Origin of the sequence: Micromonospora sp. CV4 (genome assembly GCF_003667455.1) — a bacterium.
Lineage (GTDB): Bacteria > Actinomycetota > Actinomycetes > Mycobacteriales > Micromonosporaceae > Micromonospora.
In genome coordinates this window covers 1-16,147 of sequence record NZ_RCVI01000293.1, presented here as the reverse complement: position 1 = coordinate 16,147, position 16,147 = coordinate 1, and the positions used below count along the sequence as shown (strand labels likewise).

At 70.7% G+C, this 16,147-nt stretch carries 12 protein-coding genes; 10 read left to right on the top strand and 2 right to left on the bottom strand.

Annotated features, from left to right (window positions below; all coding sequences use genetic code 11):
* Window positions 1–4 precede the first annotated feature (4 nt).
* Window positions 5–1,153, top strand: coding sequence for an acyl-CoA dehydrogenase family protein (locus EAD98_RS19885; RefSeq protein WP_121655554.1), 1,149 nt, complete (start codon window positions 5–7; stop codon window positions 1,151–1,153).
* Here the strand turns inward: EAD98_RS19885 and EAD98_RS19880 are convergent.
* Both EAD98_RS19880 and EAD98_RS19875 read right to left on the bottom strand, forming a co-directional pair.
* Complete coding sequence (locus tag EAD98_RS19880; protein ID WP_121655553.1) at window positions 1,150–2,229, bottom strand: acetylxylan esterase; 1,080 nt, start codon at window positions 2,227–2,229, stop codon at window positions 1,150–1,152. The genes EAD98_RS19885 and EAD98_RS19880 overlap by 4 nt on opposite strands.
* A 16-nt stretch (window positions 2,230–2,245) precedes the next feature.
* A complete protein-coding gene (locus EAD98_RS19875; protein ID WP_121655552.1) occupies window positions 2,246–3,283 on the bottom strand; it encodes a LacI family DNA-binding transcriptional regulator in 1,038 nt (345 codons plus the stop codon).
* Between the two features lie 244 nt (window positions 3,284–3,527).
* Here EAD98_RS19875 and EAD98_RS19870 point away from each other — a divergent pair, with 244 nt between their 5' ends.
* From EAD98_RS19870 to EAD98_RS19830, 9 genes are all read left to right on the top strand, one after another.
* Window positions 3,528–4,523 (top strand): sugar ABC transporter permease, encoded by a 996-nt coding sequence (locus tag EAD98_RS19870; protein ID WP_121655551.1) that lies wholly within the window; start codon window positions 3,528–3,530, stop codon window positions 4,521–4,523.
* 41 nt (window positions 4,524–4,564) lie between these two features.
* A complete protein-coding gene (locus tag EAD98_RS19865) occupies window positions 4,565–5,428 on the top strand; it encodes a carbohydrate ABC transporter permease (protein WP_233578767.1) in 864 nt (287 codons plus the stop codon).
* A gap of 52 nt (window positions 5,429–5,480) precedes the next feature.
* Window positions 5,481–7,118 carry an extracellular solute-binding protein gene (locus EAD98_RS19860; protein ID WP_121655550.1) on the top strand — a complete coding sequence of 546 codons (1,638 nt, stop codon included), beginning with the start codon at window positions 5,481–5,483 and terminating at the stop codon, window positions 7,116–7,118.
* A gap of 116 nt (window positions 7,119–7,234) precedes the next feature.
* Window positions 7,235–8,776, top strand: coding sequence for a xylan 1,4-beta-xylosidase (locus EAD98_RS19855; protein WP_121655549.1), 1,542 nt, complete (start codon window positions 7,235–7,237; stop codon window positions 8,774–8,776).
* Complete coding sequence (locus EAD98_RS19850) at window positions 8,773–9,456, top strand: DUF624 domain-containing protein (protein ID WP_121655548.1); 684 nt, start codon at window positions 8,773–8,775, stop codon at window positions 9,454–9,456. The genes EAD98_RS19855 and EAD98_RS19850 overlap by 4 nt, the downstream gene beginning before the upstream one ends.
* Window positions 9,453–11,486: a beta-galactosidase gene (locus EAD98_RS19845; protein WP_121655547.1), complete on the top strand. Its 2,034-nt coding sequence runs from the start codon at window positions 9,453–9,455 to the stop codon at window positions 11,484–11,486. The genes EAD98_RS19850 and EAD98_RS19845 overlap by 4 nt, the downstream gene beginning before the upstream one ends.
* Entirely contained in the window at window positions 11,483–13,567 is a 2,085-nt protein-coding gene (locus EAD98_RS19840) for an alpha-glucuronidase (RefSeq protein ID WP_121655546.1), read from the top strand. Before EAD98_RS19845 ends, EAD98_RS19840 begins: the two co-directional genes overlap by 4 nt.
* 242 nt (window positions 13,568–13,809) lie before the next feature.
* A complete protein-coding gene (locus EAD98_RS19835; RefSeq protein ID WP_121655545.1) occupies window positions 13,810–15,063 on the top strand; it encodes a PHB depolymerase family esterase in 1,254 nt (417 codons plus the stop codon).
* 33 nt (window positions 15,064–15,096) lie between these two features.
* Window positions 15,097–16,147: endo-1,4-beta-xylanase (locus EAD98_RS19830; RefSeq protein ID WP_147457448.1), on the top strand; the 1,051-nt coding region annotated here is incomplete at its 3' end.

Below are 16,147 nucleotides of genomic sequence, written 5' to 3'. Positions count from 1 at the left end.
GGTCATGGAGCTCACCCTCTCCGCCGAGCAGGCGGCGGTCCGCCAGCTCGCCGCCGAGTTCGTCGACCGGGAACTGGTGCCGCACGCGGCCGCCTGGGACCGCCGCGAGTCGGTCGATCCGGCCGTCGTCGGCATGCTCGGCGACCTGGGCTTCCTGGGGCTCACCATCGCCGAGTCCGACGGCGGCTCCGGGGGCGACCACCTCGCGTACTGCCTGGTCCTGGAGGAACTCGGCCGGGGAGACTCGGCCGTGCGCGGCATCGTGTCCGTCACGCTCGGCCTGGTCGCCAAGTCGATCGCCGCACACGGGTCGGCCGCGCAGCGGGCCGAGTGGCTGCCCCGGCTCTGCTCCGGGGCCGCGCTCGGCTGCTTCGCGCTGACCGAGCCGGACAGCGGCTCGGACGCGGCCGCCCTGCGCACGCGCGCGGTGCGCGACGGCACCGACTGGCTGCTCACCGGCACGAAGACGTTCATCACCAACGGCACCACCGCCGACGTCGCGTTGGTCTTCGCCCGCACCGGTGGCCCGGGGCACCGGGGCATCACCGCTTTCCTGGTGCCCACCGGGAGCTCGGGGCTGACCCGGCGGGAGATCCACGGCAAGCTCGGCCTGCGCGGCCAGGCCACCGGTGAGTTGCGCTTCGACGAGGTACGGGTGCCCGACGCGGCCCGCCTCGGCGCCGAGGGCAGCGGCTTCCGTCTGGCGTTGGCCACCCTCGCCAAGGGCCGGATGTCGGTCGCCGCCGGTTGCGTCGGCATCGCCCAGGGCTGCCTGGACGCGGCGGTCGGCTACGCCGGGCAGCGGACCCAGTTCGGCAAGCCGATCGCCGGCCACCAGCTCGTCCAGCAGCTGCTCGCCAGCATCGCGGTGGACACCGCCGCGGCCCGGCTCCTGGTGTGGCAGGTGGCCGACCTGATCGACCGCGGCCAGCCGTTCGCGACCGAGGCGTCGATGGCCAAGCTGTTCGCGAGCGAGGCCGCCGTCCGGGCGGCCAACAACGCGGTCCAGGTGTTCGGGGGGTACGGCTACATCGACGAGTACCCGGTCGGCAAGTACCTCCGTGATGCCCGGGTCGCCACCCTCTACGAGGGCACCAGCCAGATCCAGGAGCTCCTCATCGGGCGGGCGCTCACCGGAGTCAACGCCTTCTAGCCCTCGTCCGGCCTCTCGCCGGCCCGGCGTGCCGCGTCCGGGCTGAGTGCCGCGTCCGGGCTGACGGTCAGACGATCAGCGTGTCCGTCCCGGCCGAGCACCGTGCCGAGCCAGCGCAGCTGACGGCGGACGTGGACGGCCTCCCCGCCCTCGTGGCCGTTGAACGGGTAGACGTGCATCTCGCGCTCGGGCGGGAGCGGTCGGCCGGTCGCGCAGCCGTACTGGTTGTAGGCGGCGAAGCCGGTGCTCGGCGGGCAGACGGTGTCCCGCAGTCCGATCCCGAAGTGCGCCGGAGCCGTCGCCCGCCGCGCGAAGGACACCCCGTCGACATAGGACAGGGTGCGTCGGGCCGCCTCCTCGGCCTCGCGGTGCACCGCCAGGTACCGGGCGATCTCCCCGTACGGCGCGGCGTCGGTCAGTCCGATGGCCCGCTGGACGTCGCAGAGGAACGGCGCCGTGGTCACCAGCGCCGCGAGATCGCCGGCGAGACCGGCCACCGCGAGGGCGAGGCCGCCACCCTGGCTGTTGCCGACCACGGCGATCCGACTCGCGTCGACGCCCGCAAGGGCCCGGGCCGCGTCGACGGCCCGGACCGCGTCGGTGATCAGGCGGCGGTAGTGGTAGTCGCGCGGGTCCAGGATTCCCCACGTCGCCGGCCACGGACCGCCGGGAGCCCCGTGCCGATCCGGGGTGTCACCGGCGGCGTACTGCCCCGCCTGGCCCCGGTTGTCCATCAGCAGGTGCGCGTATCCGGCGACCGGCCAGGTCAGCCGTTCGTGCGGCAGGCCGCGGCCGCGCCCGTAGCCGGCGTACTCGACCACGGTCGGCAGCGGCGTCGGCACCCCCGCCGGGCGGGTGTACCAGGCCCGCACCGGGTCGCCGTCGAAGCCGGCGAACGTCACGTCCCAGGACTCGACCAACCGCAGGTCGGTGGGTTCCGGACGGACCTCGACGAGCACCGGCCGGTCGGCCGCGGCGGCGAGGGTGTCGCGCCAGAACCGGTCGAAGTCGTCGGGTTCGACGACGGTGGGCGCGTACCGCTTCAGCTGGTCGAGGGACGGGTCGAGGTGGGGCACGGGTCCTCGCAGGGCGTCAGGGCAGGTGGGCGGGGGGTGCGGTGCTCTCGCGTACGACCAGTTCGGTCACCAGGTCGATCCGGCTCGTCGCCGGCTCGACGCCCCGCGCCAGCCCGAGCAGCATCTGGGTGGCGATGCCGGCCATGTCGTGCAACGGCTGGTTGATCGTGGTCAGGGCGGGGTCCGTCCAGGCGGCGAGCGGCAGGTTGTCGTACCCGATCACCGACAGGTCCTCGGGGACCCGCAGGCCGCACTGCCGGGCGGCCCGCAGCACCCCCATGGCCTGGATGTCCGAGCCGGCGAAGACGGCGGTCGGGCGATCCGGCCGGCGCAGCAACTGCAGGCCGTGGTCGTGGCCGGCGGTCGCGGAGAAGCTGCCGTAGCGGACCAGCTCGCGGTCGACCGCGACGCCGGCCTCGTCGTGGGCGGACTGGAAGCCGGCGGCCCGGGCCCGGCTGCAGAGCACGTCGGGTGGCCCGGAGATGAGCGCGATCCGTCGGTGCCCCAGCTCCAGCAGGTGCCGGGTGGCGAGCAGGCCGCCGTTCCAGTTGTTCGATCCGACGGTGGGCACCGAGGCCGAGGTCGCGCTGTCGGTGTCGACGACGACGAAGGGGATCCCCTGACGCCGCAGCTGCTGTTGCTGGGTCTCGGCCAGGTGGCAGAGGACGAACAGCAGGCCCAGCGGTCGGTCGGCGAGCAGCGCGTCCAGCCACCGTGCCGGCGGGCGGTGCGCGCCACCGAGCTGGGAGACGGCGAGCCGGACGCCCGCTTCGCTGGCGACCGCCTCGACGCCGCGCAGGATCTCCATGGCCCATCCGGCGTCGAACTCGTGGAACACGAGATCGATGCGACCGTCGCCGGACGACGGCTTCCTGCCCCGGCGCTGGTACCGGTGGCGGTCGAGGCTGGCCTCGACCCGGGCCCGGGTGCCGGGCGCGACGTCTGTACGGCCATTGAGGACCTTGGAGACCGTGGCGACCGAGACGCCGACGTCGTTGGCGATCGTCGCGATGGTGGTGGAGGCGGGTGGGTCGAGCGGGCGGTGCTCTGTCATCGCAGCCTCGGCAGCATCCGAAAGTTTCGGAGACCTTAACACGATCGGGTGTTCCCGCCATCCGGGGCTGAGCGCAGAAAGGGATTGACGTGGGTCGAGTTGGAGCCCTTGACACACATCGATGACGCACTTAGGTTGCCGAAAAGGTTGCGCAGGTTTCCGGAAAGTTTCGGGTCGCGTACCGCTCGCCATGCAACCGGTCCCCGCGCGGACGCGGATGTGGCCCGAGCTGAAGGGGTCTGGCATGAGAGGTCCGGTGTCGGTCGACAGCGGCGCGTCGTCCCGCGACGTCGCACCGGCGGAGACCACCGTCCGCGCCCCGCTCGCGCCGCGCCGTCGACGGAGCTGGCGGCAGGCGTGGCGCCGGGACTGGCAGCTCTACTCGCTGGCCGTGCTGCCGCTGCTGTTCTTCCTGGTCTTCCGGTATCTGCCGATGATCGGGAACATCATCGCGTTCCGGCGCTTCAAGCCGGGCGGCAGCATCTTCGGTGAGTACTGGGTGGGGTTGCGGTACTTCCGGATGTTCTTCACCGACCCGACGTTCTGGGAAGCGTTCACGAACACCCTGGTGATCGGGGCGTTGACCCTGCTGTTCTGCTTCCCGCTGCCGATCGTGCTGGCGCTGCTGCTCAACGAGGTGCGTGCCCGCCGGTTCAAGCGGTTCGTCCAGTCCGTGTCCTACCTGCCGCACTTCCTGTCGATCGTGATCGTGGCGGCGATGGTCATGCAGTTCACCTCGGTCGACGGCACGGCCAACCAACTCGTTCGGCTGTTCGGCGGCGACCCGGTGGCGTTCCTGCAACATCCGGAGTGGTTCCGCACCATCTACGTCTCGTCCGAGGTCTGGCAGACCGTCGGCTGGGGCACGATCCTCTACCTCGCGGCCCTCACCACCATCGACGAGGATCTGTACCAGGCCGCCCGGATCGACGGCGCCAGCCGGCTGCGGCAGACCTGGCACGTGACGTTGCCCGGCATCCGACCGACGATGGTGACCCTGCTGATCCTCAACATCGGCAGCTTCATGGCGGTCGGGTTCGAGAAGATCCTGCTGCTCTACAACCCGCTGACCTACCCGACCGCGGACGTGATCTCCACCTACCTGTTCCGGATGGGCTTCCAGTCCAGCAACTTCAGCTACGCCGCCGCCATCGGTCTCTTCGAGGCGGTGATCGGGCTGGTCCTGGTCCTGTCGGCGAACCTCATCTCCCGTCGCACGGTGGGGACGAGCCTGTGGTGACCCTCGGCACCAGACGAGACGCGCCCAGGACGCGCGGGCCGGTGGACAGCCGCGGCTACCGGATCTTCCGGATCGTCAACACGATCGTCCTGATCGGCGTCGTGATCGTGACGCTGTACCCGTTCCTCAACATCGTGGCCCGCTCGCTCAGCGACGAGGCGTACATCATCGCCGGGAAGGTGACCCTCGTCCCGCGTGGCTTCGACGTGACCGGCTACAAGCTGGTGATGTCCGACGCGATGTTCTGGACGAACTACCGCAACACCGTGGTGTACACGGTGGTGGCCACGCTCATCTCGATCGTGCTGACCACGTGTTACGCGTACGTGCTGTCGAAGCCGCAGCTCAAGGGGCGGGGCCTCCTGGTCGGGGTCGCGCTGTTCACCATGTTCTTCTCCGGCGGTCTGATCCCCAACTATGTGCTGGTCACCAGTCTGGGCATGAAGAACACCATCTGGGCCGTGGTGATCCCCAACGCCATCAGCGTGTTCAACCTGCTGGTCATGAAGGCGTTCTTCGAGAGCCTGCCGACCGAGTTGGAGGAGGCGGCGGCGGTCGACGGGCTGAACACCTACGGCATCCTGCTGCGGATCGTGCTGCCGTTGTCGAAGGCGATCATCGCCACGATGGTGCTCTTCTACGCGGTCTCCTTCTGGAACTCGTGGTTCACCGCGTTCCTCTACTTCGACCGGCAGGACCTGCTCCCGGTCACCGTGTACCTGCGCAACCTCATCGCCGGCGCCACCAGCGCCGAGTCGGCAGCCGCCGACGCCGACAAGGTCCAGGCGGCGGCCACCTTCCAGGCCGTGACGATCGTGCTCACCACCCTGCCCATCCTGGCCGTCTACCCCTTCGTTCAGCGGTACTTCGTCTCGGGCGTGATGCTCGGCGCGGTCAAGGGATGACGCCGGCCAACCCGCACCCTCCACCCCCAACCCACCACCGAAAGGACGAGCCATGTTCCGCAAGACGTGGCGCCGCGTGGCACTGGCCAGCGCGGGTCTGCTCGCGCTCAGCCTGGGCACCGCCTGTTCCGAGGACCCCTCCGACTCCACGGACCTGTCGGAGAACCGGGCCGGCGCGATGGCCGACTACGGCGTCGGCGACCAGTTCAAGGCCACCGAGGCGCTCTCCTTCTCCACCCTCTACAACAACCACACGTTCTACCCCCTCAAGGACGACTGGCTGTTCTGGTCCGAGCTCACCAAGCGAACCAACGTCAAGATCGAACCGGTCGCCGTTCCGCTGAGTGACTACGAGCAGAAGCGCAGCCTGCTGATCGGCGCCGGGGACGCCCCGCTGATCATTCCGAAGACGTACCACCCGCAGGAGAACGCGTTCGTCTCCTCCGGGGCGATCCTTCCGGTGAGCGACTACCTCGATCTGATGCCCAACTTCAAGGACAAGCTCACGAAGTGGAACCTCAAGCCGGAGATCGACAACCTGCGGCAGTCCGACGGCAAGTTCTACCTGCTGCCCGGGCTCCACGAGAAGCCCACCCAGGACTACACGGTGCTGGTGCGCTCCGACATTCTCCAGGAGCTGAACCTGTCGGTCCCGAAGACCTGGGACGAGCTGTACACCGTGCTCAAGGCGATGAAGGCGAAGTACCCGAACGTCTACCCGTACTCCGACCTCTTCAGTAAGCCCACGCCGACCGGCGCCCTGCTGAACATCCTCGGCGCGTCGTACGGCACCCAGGCGGGGTGGGACTACCAGCACGCCACCTGGGACCCGGCGGCGAAGAAGTTCACCTACACCGGGGCGTCCGAGCAGTACAAGCAGATGCTCACGTACCTGCACAAGCTCGTCGCCGAGGGCCTGCTCGACCCGGAGAGCTTCACCCAGACCGACGACCAGGCACGCCAGAAGCTCGCCAACGGCAAGTCCTTCGTGGTCACCGGCAACGCGCAGACCCTGGTCAACAACCACCGGCCCGACCTGGCCAAGACCCTGCCGAACGCGAAGATGACCAAGATCCCGCTGCCGGTAGGACCGGCCGGTGAGATCAATCCGTTCCCCCGGCTGGAGAACGGCATCATGATCTCCTCGAAGGCGCGGGAGAGCAAGAACTTCGTGGCCATGATGCAGTTCATCGACTGGCTCTGGTATTCCGACGCCGGCCTGGAGTTCGCCCGCTGGGGCGTCGAGGGCACCACCTTCACCAAGGACGCGTCCGGCAAGCGCACGCTCAACCCCGGCGTCGACTTCCTCGGCCTCAACCCGAAGGCGCCCAAGCACCTGCAGAAGGACTTCGGTTTCCAGAACGGCGTCTTCGCCTACGGCGGCAACCCCGACCTGGTCCGAGGGTTCTTCTCCCCCGAGGAGCTGGAGTTCCAGAAGGTGATGGACGCCCGCACCCCGAGGGCGGTGTCCCCGCCCGCCCCGTTGACCGACGAGGAGCGCGAGCAGGTGTCGCTCTGGGAGACCCCGTTGAAGGACTTCGTCGCCCAGAACACGCTGAAGTTCGCCCTCGGCCAGCGGCCCCTCACCGAGTGGGACGCGTACGTGGGCGAGCTGAAGGCCAAGAACTCCGAGCAGTACATCGACCTGGTCAACAAGGCGTACGAACGGTTCCAGAAGAACAACGGCTGATCAGCGGAAGGTCCGGTCGGGCAGCGCAACCGCGGCCCGACCGGGCCCCTTCCGGCCCTGGCCGGCGCGGCGAACCCGACCCGCCCGGCCCCGGGTAGGACGACCAGAGGACAGCAATGCGCATCACCGTTCCCGACCAGCCCACCGGCCGCCTCACCGACGCCTGGCGGCGCTGCGTCGGCACCGGCCGCTTCGAGTTGGCCCTGCGGCGCGACTACCAGGACTCGCTGGCCCTCATCCAACGCGACATCGGTTTCCGCCACATCCGCGGGCACGGGCTGCTCAGCGACGGCGTCGGCGTGCACCGCCCGTACGACCACCGGGGTGAGCGCCGGGTGCACCACTCGTTCACCTACGTCGACCAGGTCGTCGACGCCTACCTCGACCTCGGTGTCCGGCCGTTCGTCGAGCTGGGGTTCATGCCCTCGGGCCTGGCCTCCGGCGATCAGACGGTGTTCTGGTGGCGGGGCAACGTCACTCCGCCCCGGTCCCTGACCCAGTGGGCGGACCTGGTCCGCGCCACGGTCGCCCACCTGGTCGACCGGTACGGCGTCGACGAGGTACGCGGCTGGCCGATCGAGGTGTGGAACGAGCCCAACCTGACGGCCTTCTGGCAGGGTGCCGACCGCGACGCGTACCACCGCCTGTACGAGGTGAGCGCGCACGCGGTCAAGGAGGTCGACGCGGCCCTCCAGGTCGGTGGGCCGGCGATCTCGCCCGGGGCGGACGAGTGGCTGCTGCCCTTCGCCGAGTTCGTCGCCGATCGCCAGGTGCCGGTCGACTTCGTCAGCCGGCACGCGTACACCTCGGGGCCCGCCCAGCACGTGCCGTTCGGCACCCACCAGACCCTCGCCCCGGCGGCGGACCTGCTGACCCAGTTCGCCGCACCGCGCCGGCACCTGGCCGGCACCGCGTTGGCGGAGTTGCCGGTGCACATCACCGAGTTCAACTCCTCCTACCGACCGGACAACCCGATCCACGACACGGCGTTCCACGCGGCGTACCTCGCGCCCGTGCTGGCCGCCGGCGGCGACCTGGTCGACTCCTTCTCGTACTGGACCTTCAGCGACATGTTCGAGGAGGTGGGCGTGCCGACCGCGCTGTTCCACGGCGGGTTCGGTCTGCTCACCCACCGCCAGATCAAGAAACCGACCTACCACCTGTACGCCTTCATGGCGCGCCTCGGCGACGAGGTGCTGGCGCGCGGCGACGACCACCTGGTCACCCGGCACCCCGACGGGCGGATCGCGGTGCTGGCCTGGGCCCCGGTGGACGTCACCGGTCGGTCGCCGGTGCCCGACCGGCATCCGTTGGCCCTGTCGATCCCGCTCGGCCCACCCGGTACGACGTCGGCGTTCCTGCTCCGCTCGGCGGTGAACGAGGAGGCGGGCAACGCGTGGGCGGCCTGGGCCGAGATGGGGCGGCCCCGCTCGCCCCGCGCCCGGGAACTCGACGCCCTGCGGGAGGCCGCCGAGCCGGCCCGTACCCACCGGGCCCTGCCGGTCGCCGCCGGGCGGGTCGACGTGGACCTCACCCTCGCCCGGCACGAGGTCACCCTCCTGGAGCTGAGCCCGGTGGTGGACGAGACCCCGCGGTGGTGGGACGACGACCGACTGCTCGGCCTGCCGGCCGGGGACGATCCGAAGGAGCAGCCGTGAGCGCGCACACCTGGCGACAGTTCGGCGACGGTCCTCTGTCGCGCGCCGCCGCCCGCGTCTACACCCTGCTCGTGGTCGAGCTGCTGTTCCTGCTCACCACCCTGCCCGGCCTGCTCCCGCTGCTCCTGCTGAACCGGGACCCGAGCAATCTGCCGCTGGCCGCGGTCCTGCTGGTGCCGGTCGGTCCGGCGGTCTCCGCGGCCCTCTACGCCCTGCGCCACCAGCGTGCCGACGTGACGGATCTGCGGCCCGCGGCCGTCTTCTGGCGTGGCTACCGGGCCAACCTGTCCGGTGTGCTGCGGGTCTGGGTGCCGATGCTGGCGTGGCTGACCGTGCTCGCCGTGAACCTCGCCCACCTCGACGCGGCGGCCGTCCCGGGTTGGTGGGCGGCGCCGCTGGTCCTGGTCGGCGTGGGGGTGATCCTCTGCGCCGCCAACGCGTTGGTGATCACCTCGCTGTTCGACTTCCGCATCCGGGACGTGCTCCGGCTGGCCGTGCACTTCCTGGTGCGTACGCCCGGTGTCACCGTCGGCAACGCCCTGCTGCTGGCAGCGGCGGCCGGGATCACCGCGGTCTTCTCCGAGGCGGTGCTGGCGCTGTTCGGCTCGGTCGTGGTCCTGGCGTTCCTGCGCACCGGCGACCCGATGATCCACCTGATCCGGAAGGAGTTCACCGCATGAGTTTGCCCGTCACCGCCAAGGTGCCGTTCGGCGGCGACTACAACCCGGAACAGTGGCCCGAGGACGTGTGGAAGCAGGACTACCGGCTCTTCGACGCCGCGCGCATCGACCTGGTCACGGTGGGCGTCTTCGACTGGGCGCTCACCCAGCCGGCCGAGGACGTGTACGACTTCTCCCTGCTGGACCGGATCGTGGAGCGGGCCGGCGCCGAGGGGCGCGGCATCTGCCTGGCGACCGGCACGGCCGCCCACCCGCCGTGGCTGGCGAAGGCGTACCCGGAGGTGACCCGCACCGACTTCGAGGGCCGCCGGCACCGGTTCGGGCAACGACACAACTCGTGTCCCAGCTCTCCGGTGTTCCGCCGGCTCTCCGCCGAACTCGCCCGCCGGGTCGCGAGCCGCTACGCCGACAACCTGGCGGTCGTCGCGTGGCACGTCGGTAACGAGTACGGCGGCGCCTGCTACTGCGAACTCTGCGCGGCCGGGTTCCGCGACTGGCTGCGCCACCGCTACGGCACCCTCGACGCGCTGAACGCGGCCTGGTACACCACCTTCTGGTCGCACACGTTCAGCGACTGGGAGCAGATCGAGCCACCGTCGGCGCTGACCGAGCACTGGCGCGGGCCGGACCACACGGCCTTCCAGGGCATCACGCTGGACTACCTGCGGTTCTCCTCCGACGCCATGCTGACCAACTTCCGGGACGAGAAGGCCGCCATCCGGGAGTCCAGCCCGGACCTGCCGGTGACCACGAACTTCATGGGCATGTACCGGCCGATCGACTACCACCGCTGGGCCCCGCACCTGGACTTCGTCTCCTGGGACAACTACCCGCCGGACGACGGGTCGGCGGCCCGGATGGCGTTGACCCACGACCTGATGCGCGGCCTCAAGGACGGCCAGCCGTTCTGGCTGATGGAACAGACCCCGAGCGTCACCGCCTGCCGGGACGTCAACCCGCTGAAACGGCCCGGCCTGATGCGGCTGTGGAGCTGGCAGGCGGTGGCGCACGGCGCGGACGCGGTGCTCTTCTTCCAGCTACGTGCCTCCCGGGGGGCCAGCGAGAAGTACCACGGCGCGGTCATCGGCCACGCCGGCCGCGCCGACACCCGGGTCTTCCGGGAGGTCGCCGAGCTGGGGGCGGAGCTGGTCCGGCTCGGCCGGGCGTCGCTGGGCGCGCGGACGCCGGCGCGGGTGGCGCTGCTGTTCGACTGGGACAGCTGGTGGGCGTTGGAGATCTCCGACGGCCCGTCCCGGTTGGTCCGGTACCAGCAGGTGGTGCTGGCGTACCACCGGGCGCTCTGGGAGGCCGGGGTCGACCTGGACGTGGTCGCGGTGACCGCCGACCTGTCCGGCTACGACGTGGTCGTCGCGCCGGCCCTGCACATGCTCAAGGGGGACCTGCCGGAGCGCCTGGAGGCGGTGGCCGCGCGCGGTGGTTCGGTGCTGACCACGTACCTGTCGGGTCGGGTGGACGAGAACGACCAGGCCTTCCTGACGGACGTGCCGGGCCCGCTCGGGCAGCTGATGGGAATCCGGATCGACGAGTGGGACGCCCGCGGCCCGGAGGTGGTCAACCCGGTCCGCCTCGGCGTCGGCGCCGATCAGTTCGACGTCGAGGCGCGGCTGCTCTTCGAGCTGGTGATCCCGCAGGGCGCGGAGGTGCTCGGCACGTACCAGGCCGACTTCTACGCCGGCACCCCGGCGGTCACCCGCAACGCCCACGGCGACGGGCACGGCTGGTACGTCGCCGCCGGGCTGGACCAGACCGGGGTCGCCTGGGTGGTCCGGCAGGTGCTGGCCCGGCACGACCTGCTCGGGCCCTACCCGGACGTGCCGAACCTGGAGTCCGCCGTCCGGGTCGCGCCGGACGGGACGCGGCTGCTGTTCCTGCTCAACCACCGCGCCGAGCCGGTCGAGGTCACCGCCCGGACCGGCGGCGTCGACCTGCTCACCGGTGACCGGGCGGAGACCGGGTGGCCGCTGCGGCTGCCGGCGTACGGGGTCGTGGTGCTGCGGGAGGATCAGTGAGCGCCGAGCAGGCGCGGGTGCACGCCGCCTGGCTGCCGCCGGAGGCGTTCCGGGCGCTCGGGTCGCGCCGCGTGCTGGTGCACGGCGACGGGATGCTCGTCGACACCGTCCTCGACGAGGTCGCCCGCGCCTGCGCGCGGTACGGCGGGCGGGTGTGGCATTCCCCGTCCTGGGACGTGGACGCCGATCTGGTGCTCGCGCTCCGCGGCGCCGCCGAGCTGCCGAGCACGGCAGTGGAGGCAGCGCGGGCAGCGGGGGAGGCCGCGCTCGCGAACGCGGGCACCGGCGCGCTGCTCGGGAGCGAGGGGTTCGTGCTGGCCCAGGCGGGCGACGTGACCGCCGTCCTGGCCGACGCGCCCGCCGGCCTGCTGTACGGGCTGTTCCACCTGGTCCGGCTCGGCGCGGCGGCGTTCGACACCACCCGCCCGGCCGAACGACACCGGCCCGCGCTGCGCCGGCGGATGCTGAACCACTGGGACCACGTGGCCGTGCACCCGGTGATGGGCCAGGTGGAGCGAGGGTACGCCGGCGGCTCGATCTTCTGGCGGGACGGCCGGCCGCGCGGTGACCTGGCCCGGGTCCGGGAGTACGCGCGGCTGCTGGCCGCCTGCGGGATCAACGCGATCTCGGTGAACAACGTCAACGTCGGCCCCACGGAGGCCCGGCTGCTCACCACCCGACTCGGCGACGTGGCGGAGATCGCGGACGTGCTGCGCCCGTACGGCATCCGGGTGCACCTGTCGGTCAGCTTCGCCGCACCGGTGGTCCTCGGCGGCCTGCCGACCGCCGACCCCGTGGACGAGGCGGTGCGGGCCTGGTGGGCCGTGACGACCCGGCAGGTGTACGAGCGCATCCCGGACTTCGGCGGCTACGTGGTGAAGGCCGACTCGGAGGGACAACCGGGCCCGTTCACCTACGGGCGTGACCACGCCGACGGTGCGAACCTGCTCGCCGACGCCCTCGCGCCGCACGGGGGAGTGGTGCACTGGCGGGCATTCGTCTACAACCATCACCAGGACTGGCGGGACCGGTCCACGGACCGGGCGCGGGCCGCGTACGACCATTTCGTCCCGCTCGACGGGCGGTTCCGCGACAACGTGGTCCTGCAGGTGAAGTTCGGTCCGGTGGACTTCCAGGTACGCGAACCGGTCTCCCCGGTGCTCGCCGCGATGCCGGCCACCCGGCTGGCGGTCGAGGTGCAGGTCACCCAGGAGTACACCGGCCAGCAGCGACACGTCTGCCACCTCGGGCCGTGGTGGAGCGAGGTGTTGCGGTTCGCGCCGTGGGGTCCCGGCGGGCGAACGGTCGCCGACGTCGTCGCGGGGGACGCGGGGACGGGCGGTGGCCTGGTCGCCGTCGCCAACGTGGGCGACGACCTCTTCTGGACCGGGCACCCGCTGGCGCAGGCGAACCTGTACACCGTCGGCCGGCTCGCCTGGGATCCCCGGCTGGATCCCCGTGCGGTCCTCGACGAGTGGATCGCGCTGACCTTTCCGTCGTCGGCGATGGCCGACCCGGAGCTGGTCGGGCGGACGCTGCACGACATCATGGACGATTCCTGGCGTACCTACGAGCGGTACACCGCCCCGCTGGGTGTCGGCTTCATGGTTCATCCCGGTGACCACTACGGCCCGGACGTGGACGGATACGAGTACAGCCGGTGGGGCACGTACCACTTCGCGGATCGCGACGGCGTCGGTGTGGACCGCAGCCGCGCGTCGGGCACCGGCTTCGCCGGTCAGTACCCGCCGTACTGGGCCCAGGTGTACGAGTCGGCCGAGCGGTGTCCGGACGCGCTGCTGCTCTTCTTCCACCACGTCCCGTACGGGCACGTCCTGCACAACGGTTCCACGGTCATCCAGCACATCTACGACACCCATTTCGCGGGCGTCGAGGAGGTGGTGGCGATGCGGGAACGGTGGCGGACGCTGAAGGGGTTGATCGATCCCGCCGTGTACGCGCGGGTGGAGCAGCGCCTCGACGAGCAGGTACGCAGCGCCACCGAGTGGCGGGATCAGATCAACACGTACTTCTTCCGCAAGTCCGGCGTCCCGGACGTGCGCGGACGTCGCATCTACTGACCAGGCCGATTCCGGAAGCGTCCCGATAACTCGCCCGGCGCGCCACGCGGACGGTGCGGTCGACATCCGTCGATGCGCTGGTCGCAGCCCGATGCGGGCGCGGAAGGTTCCGGAAGTCTTGACAATCGAGGTGCCTCGATTGAAGCTGGCATGGTCACGCGAGCCGCGGTCAGGGTCGGGCGAAGGGCAGTCCTCGACTTACTCCCCTTCCATGCGCCATTCTCCCCGAGGAATCGCGAACGATGACACTGAAGACAAGAGTGGCTGGCGCCGTCCTGGCGATGGTGACGCTGGCCGCCGCCGCGTTGACGTTCGCCGCGCCGGCGTCGGCGGCGACGCTGACGCAGGTGACCGGCTTCGGCAACAATCCCACCAACCTCCAGATGCACCTGTACGTCCCGGACCGGGTGGCCGCCCGGCCGGCGGTCCTGCTCGCGCTGCACTACTGCACCGGATCGGGTCCCGCCTACCACTCCGGCACGCAGTACGCGTCCCTCGCCGACCGGTACGGGTTCATCGTGATCTACCCGTCGGTGACCCGCAGCAGCCTGTGCTGGGACGTGTCCTCGCCGCAGGCGCTGCGCCGCGGCGGCGGCAGCGACCCCGTCGGGCTCATGTCGATGGTCGACTACGTGCGGCAGCGGTACTCCGCCGACCCCGCGCGGATCTTCGCCACCGGAACCTCGTCCGGGGCCATGATGACGAACGTCATGCTGGGCGACTACCCGGACGTCTTCGCGGCGGGGGCGTCCTTCGCCGGGGTGCCGTTCGGCTGCTTCGCCACCGGGGGCGGCTCGGAGTGGAACAGCGAGTGCGCGAACGGTCAGCTCATCAGAACGCCGCAGCAGTGGGGGGACCTGGTCCGGGAGGCCCACCCCGGCTACACCGGCCGCCGCCCACGGATGCAGATCTGGCACGGCACGAACGACGAGACGCTGCGCTACCCGAACTTCGGCGAGCAGGTCAAGCAGTGGACCAACGTGCACGGGCTGAGCCAGACCCCGACGTACACCGACACGCCGCAGTCCGGCTACACCCGTACCCGCTACGGGAGCAGCGGCCCGACGGCACCGGTCGAGGCGATCAGCATGCAGGGCGTGTCACACAACCTGCCGGTCGACGCCGCACAGGTGATCCGCTTCTTCGGGCTGGACGGCGCAACCCCGCCGCCGACGAACGGTGGTTGCCGGGTCGGGTACGCGGTCAACGCCTGGAACACCGGCCTCACCGCGAGCGTGACCATCACCAACACCGGTGCCACGGCGGTGAACGGCTGGACGCTGACGTTCACCCTGCCCGCCGGCCAACGCATCACCAGCGGTTGGAACGCGCAGTACGCCACGACGAGCGGCGCGGTGACCGCCCGCAACGTCTCCTACAACGCCGCCATCGCCCCGAACGCCTCGGTCAGCATCGGCTTCCAGGCCACCCACGAGGGCGGCACCGGTGCACCCTCCTCCTTCGCCCTGAACGGCATCGCCTGCTCGGTGGCCTGACCCGCCGACACCACCATCGATTGGAGTCGCACGATGAGAAACGCGCACTGGAAGGCGGTATCGAGAGCCGCCCTCGCGGTGACCGGGGTGAGCGCCCTCGCCGCCGGCATGGCGATGGCCCTGGCCGGTCCCGCCACCGCCGGCACCACACTCGGCGCCTCCGCCGCCGAACAGGGCCGGTACTTCGGCACCGCGGTGGCCGCCAACAAGCTGAGCGACAGCGCCTACACCACGATCCTGAACCGCGAGTTCAACTCGGTGACGCCCGAGAACGAGATGAAGATCGACGCCACCGAGCCGCAGCAGGGCCAGTTCAGTTACGGTGCCGCGGACCAGATCGTCAACCACGCGCGCAGTCGCGGGATGCAGGTGCGTGGTCACACCCTGGCCTGGCACTCGCAGCAGCCGGGCTGGATGCAGAACATGAGCGGCACCGCTCTGCGCCAGGCGATGCTCAACCACGTCACGCAGGTGGCGACGCATTTCCGGGGTCAGGTCGTGGCGTGGGACGTGGTGAACGAGGCGTTCGCCGACGGCGGCTCCGGCGCCCGGCGTGACTCCAACCTCCAGCGGACCGGCAACGACTGGATCGAGGCGGCTTTCCGGGCCGCCCGCGCCGCCGACCCGGGCGCGAAGCTCTGCTACAACGACTACAACACCGACGACTGGTCGCACGCCAAGACCCAGGCCGTGTACACGATGGTGCGCGACTTCAAACAGCGTGGCGTACCCATCGACTGCGTCGGCTTGCAGTCGCACTTCAACAGCGGCTCGCCGTACCCCGCCAACTACCGCACCACGCTGTCCAGCTTCGCGGCGCTCGGCGTCGACGTGCAGATCACCGAGCTGGACATCGAGGGGGCCTCGGCCACCACGTACCGCAATGTGGTGCAGGACTGTCTCGCCGTGGCCCGCTGCAACGGCATCACCGTCTGGGGCATCCGGGACAGCGACTCGTGGCGGGCGTCGCAGACCCCGCTGCTGTTCACCAGCAGCGGTGCCAAGAAGCCGGCGTACGACGCGGTCCTCGCCGCGCTGAACAACGGGTCGACCCCGCCGCCGACCACCCCGCCGCCCACGACCT

Coding starts and splice junctions, on each gene's coding strand:
- EAD98_RS19885 (WP_121655554.1), top strand. CDS start 5: ATGGAGCTCACCCTCTCCGCCGAGCAGGCGGCGGTCCGCCAGCTCGCC.
- EAD98_RS19875 (WP_121655552.1), bottom strand. CDS start 3,283: ATGACAGAGCACCGCCCGCTCGACCCACCCGCCTCCACCACCATCGCG.
- EAD98_RS19870 (WP_121655551.1), top strand. CDS start 3,528: ATGAGAGGTCCGGTGTCGGTCGACAGCGGCGCGTCGTCCCGCGACGTC.
- EAD98_RS19860 (WP_121655550.1), top strand. CDS start 5,481: ATGTTCCGCAAGACGTGGCGCCGCGTGGCACTGGCCAGCGCGGGTCTG.
- EAD98_RS19855 (WP_121655549.1), top strand. CDS start 7,235: ATGCGCATCACCGTTCCCGACCAGCCCACCGGCCGCCTCACCGACGCC.
- EAD98_RS19845 (WP_121655547.1), top strand. CDS start 9,453: ATGAGTTTGCCCGTCACCGCCAAGGTGCCGTTCGGCGGCGACTACAAC.
- EAD98_RS19835 (WP_121655545.1), top strand. CDS start 13,810: ATGACACTGAAGACAAGAGTGGCTGGCGCCGTCCTGGCGATGGTGACG.